Annotated in this window: 3 protein-coding genes and 1 pseudogene; 3 read left to right on the forward strand and 1 reads right to left on the reverse strand. The window is 66.7% G+C overall.

All coding sequences use genetic code 11. The features are described 5' to 3' along the window. Positions 1–884: LacI family DNA-binding transcriptional regulator (locus ACE3TU_RS20205; RefSeq protein ID WP_374627514.1), on the reverse strand; the 884-nt coding region annotated here is incomplete at its 3' end. A gap of 168 nt (positions 885–1,052) precedes the next feature. Between ACE3TU_RS20205 and ACE3TU_RS20210 the strand changes: the two genes are divergently transcribed. From ACE3TU_RS20210 to ACE3TU_RS20220, 3 genes and pseudogenes are all read left to right on the forward strand, one after another. Continuing rightward, positions 1,053–1,994 carry a sugar phosphate isomerase/epimerase family protein gene (locus ACE3TU_RS20210; protein WP_374627516.1) on the forward strand — a complete coding sequence of 314 codons (942 nt, stop codon included), beginning with the start codon at positions 1,053–1,055 and terminating at the stop codon, positions 1,992–1,994. Next, positions 1,991–3,076: a Gfo/Idh/MocA family protein gene (locus tag ACE3TU_RS20215; protein WP_374627519.1), complete on the forward strand. Its 1,086-nt coding sequence runs from the start codon at positions 1,991–1,993 to the stop codon at positions 3,074–3,076. The genes ACE3TU_RS20210 and ACE3TU_RS20215 overlap by 4 nt, the downstream gene beginning before the upstream one ends. Before the next feature lie 235 nt (positions 3,077–3,311). Further along, a pseudogene (locus tag ACE3TU_RS20220) lies at positions 3,312–3,718 on the forward strand (ABC transporter substrate-binding protein); the annotation flags it as partial.

Below are 3,718 nucleotides of genomic sequence, written 5' to 3' on the forward strand. Positions count from 1 at the left end.
CGCCAGTGCGCCTGCGCCACGTCATCGAAGCCGACCACCTTCACGTCCTGCGGGACGCGCAGCCCCAGTTCATGACGCAGCGCGTCGATGACCCCGAAGGCGCCGACATCGTTGGCGGAAAAGACCGCGTCGGCCCCCTCCCCGATGCGGAACAGGTTCACCGTTTCCCGCCACGCGGTATCGTAGGAATAATCGCCCTGCACCACGATCGGCGGCGGCAGGCCGCGCTCGGCAAGGACCGCGCGCATGGTGAGGAGGCGCTGCGCCGTGGCCAGCGAGTGCGCGGCGCCGGCGAGGAAGGCAAAGCGTCGGGCCCCGAACCCCTGCATCAGGGCGACCGCCTGCACGATCCCGTCGCGATGCAGCACGTTCAGCCGGTCGGACAGCGGCGCGGCGTGAGCGGAGGGGCCGGACTCCGGGTAGCCGACATAGATGGGCACGGCGCGATCGAGGACCCGTCCCAGCGTCTGCGGCCGCACGGTCTCGGTGAAGGCGATCACCGAATCCGGATTGAAGCCGCCCATGTAGGTGAGCAGCGTCTCATCGAGGCTCATGTCGGCGCGGGTCTTGAACAGCAGAGTGGCAAAGCCCTGGTCCTGCAGCGCCGAGGTCAGCGCGTCGACCTCCTGGCTTTCCCAGGGGCTGACCAGATCGGGGACGATGACGGCCACGAGGTGGGATCGCCCGGTCACCATCGAGCGTGCCGCCATGTCCGGGGTGTAGTTGAGTTCGCGCGCCACGCGCAGGATCAGGTCACGCTTGTCGGGCCGGATCGAGGCGCGGGGATTGAAGGCGCGCGAGACGGCGACGCGCGAGACATTGGCGCGCTTGGCCACCATGTCGGCCGTGGTACGGCGCAGCGGGCGGGACGATGGCTCGGTCAATGGCGGCTCACCGGTGAAATCGTGTGCACGGCGACAGGAATGTCGCGGACGCGGCCGACTGTCAAGCACTACGCGACTAACTTGCTGTTTCTGCTATATCTTTGGTGATGGAATGAGTGTTGCACGCGACTGTCATTCCACTGTCATGTGAAATGAACATTCTGCGTATTGACGGCCGATGCACGCGTGTTCATGGTGATGGCGGGGCTCGGGCTGGGAGGGCCGCGCCCCTCCACATCCGCCATGCAGGGATCGACCATGCTCATCGGCAACGCCCCGTGCTCGTGGGGCATCGCCTACCCCACCGGCAACAGCGTCACCTGGGACCAGTATCTCGACCAGGTGGCGGAGGCCGGGTATCGCGGAACCGAGCTGGGACCCTACGGCTTCCTGCCCAAGGACAAAGCGGTGCTGGAGCGGGAACTGGGGCGGCGCGGGCTGACCCTGATCGGCATCACGCACGTGCACACGTTCGGCGACAGGAGCACCGCGCCCGAGCTGCTGGCGACGCTCGGCGAACTCTGTCCGCTGCTGCGCGACCTGGGAGCGCGGCACCTGGTGATCATGGACGAGAGCAACTGGTATCCGGCCGGGCGCGAGGGCGTGCTCGACGAGACCGGCTGGCAGGGGCTGGTCGCCACCGTGCGCGAGGCGCAGGCGGTGAGCGAGGGCAAGTTCGGCCTCAAGGCAAGCTTCCACCCGCATGTGGGAACGGCCGTCGAGCGCGAAGCGCAGATCGACCGGCTGCTGGCCGAAACGGAGATCGATCTCTGCTTCGATACCGGCCATCACGCATTCTGGGGCCAGGACCCGCTGGCCTACATGAAGCGGGTATGGGGCCGGATCGCCTATATGCATCTCAAGAACGTCGACGCCGCGGTCCGGCAGCTGGTGCTCGACGGCAAGCTGTCGATCGAGGCCTCCTATGGCCGCGGCGTGATGGCGCCGCTGCCCGACGGGGCGGTCGATATCCGCGCCATCATGCGCTTTCTCGAAGCCCAGGGCTTCGATGGCCCCGTGGTGGTGGAGCAGGACCTGGCGGAGAATGCCAGCGAGACGCCGCTGCAGCTGGCGCGACGCAATCTCGTCTATGTCGAGGGCCTGAAGTGAGCGGCGGCAGGATCCGGGTCGGCCTCATCGGCCTCGGCGAAGTGGCGCAGCTGATGCACCTGCCGCTGCTGGCCGACGACGCGCGCTTCGAGATCGCGGCGGTGACCGATGTGTCGCCGAGCCTCGTCGCGCATGTGGCGGAGCGCTACGGAGTACCGACCCGCGCGACCTCGGCCGAGGCCGTGATCGACGATCCCGATCTCGACGCCGTGTTCATCCTGACGCCGGACCACCTGCATGCTCCCCTGCTCGAGAGGTCGATGCGGGCGGGCAAGCATGTGTTCATCGAGAAGCCTGCGGCACTGACGGCGGCCGAGTTGCGGCCGCTGGTGGAACTCGATCGCAACAACCAGAAGATCGTCTTCGTCGGGTACATGCGGCGCTTCGCCCCGGCCTTTCTTGAACTCAAGAAGCGGCTGCCGCCGCGCGGGGAAATCCGGCATGTGCGCATTCGCGACCTGATCCGCGAGAGCCAGTTCTTCGTCGACCAGAGCCGCAACATCTTCCGCCCGACGGACGTTCCGGCAGAGGTGATCGCGGAGGGACGGACCCGGACCGAGGCGCTGCTGCAAAGCGTGATGGGCGCGGCGCGACCGGACCAGCTGCGCGCCTACCAGGTGCTGACCGGGCTGTCCTCGCACAGCTTTTCGGCGATGCGCGAGCTGTTCGGTGCGCCGATCGGCGTCGCGGCGGCGCGCCAGCACCGGGGCGAGAACGTCCTCGTGATGTTCGACTACGGCTCGTTCACGGCACTGTACGAGGCAGTGATCCACGAGGTGGCGCGGTTCGACGCGGCGATCGAGGTGCTGACCATGCACCAGCATTTCAAGATCACCTACGACACGCCCTATGTGCGCAACCTGCCGACCCGCCTCGAGATCACCACGTCGGACCTGCACTCGACGGGGACCGAGATCGTCGGCCCGTTCTACGAGGACGCCTTCCGGGTGGAACTGGGCGCCTTCCACCATGCCGTCACCACCGGGGAAAAGCCCAAGACGCGCCTCTCCGATTCGCTGGCGGACCTCGAGCTGTTTGCCGAGGTCGGCAAGCTCTTCCTGCGCCAGGAGGCGGCAGGCTGAACCGGTTTCGCCCCGGCGGCCGGGGCTGACGAACGTCATCTGAGTGTCACCACAGTGAGGTTAAAGCGGACCAGGGTCCTTGGCAGAACACTTCAAGCACGAGGACGTCACAATGGAATTTCCGTTCCATTTTTTGCTTGCCAGCGGATGGACGCGGATTAGTCTGGTGCGACGGTCGGCGTCAGATTGACCAGCCGCGGGATGACCCCGCAGGCGAACACAGGGAGAAAGAACGATGAAGCGTCGTGCGTTTATGCTTTCGGTCGGCGGCACTGCCGCCGGCATGGTGCTGCTGCCCCGCCTCGCCTTCGCCGAGGCCGGCCGCATCGACTGGTACACCTCGTCGGACACCAACATCCTCGACTTCTGGACCAATATCGTCGCGCCGAAGTTCCAGGCGGCGAACCCCGGCATCACGATCAACCTGATCGATGCCGGCGACGGCGCCGGGCAGCTGGCGATCGCCGACCGCGCGCTGGCCGCGCTGCAGACCAAGACCGACCCGCAGGCCGACTATTTCGAGACCGGCGATCCGCGCCTGCCGGCCGGCGCCATCGATGCCGGGCTGTACGTGAACATCAAGGAAGCCGGGCTCTCGAACTACTCCAAGATCAACCCGCTGGCCTTCGACGGCGACTATTC

The organism is Devosia sp., assembly GCF_041917035.1.
Lineage (GTDB): Bacteria > Pseudomonadota > Alphaproteobacteria > Rhizobiales > Devosiaceae > Devosia_A.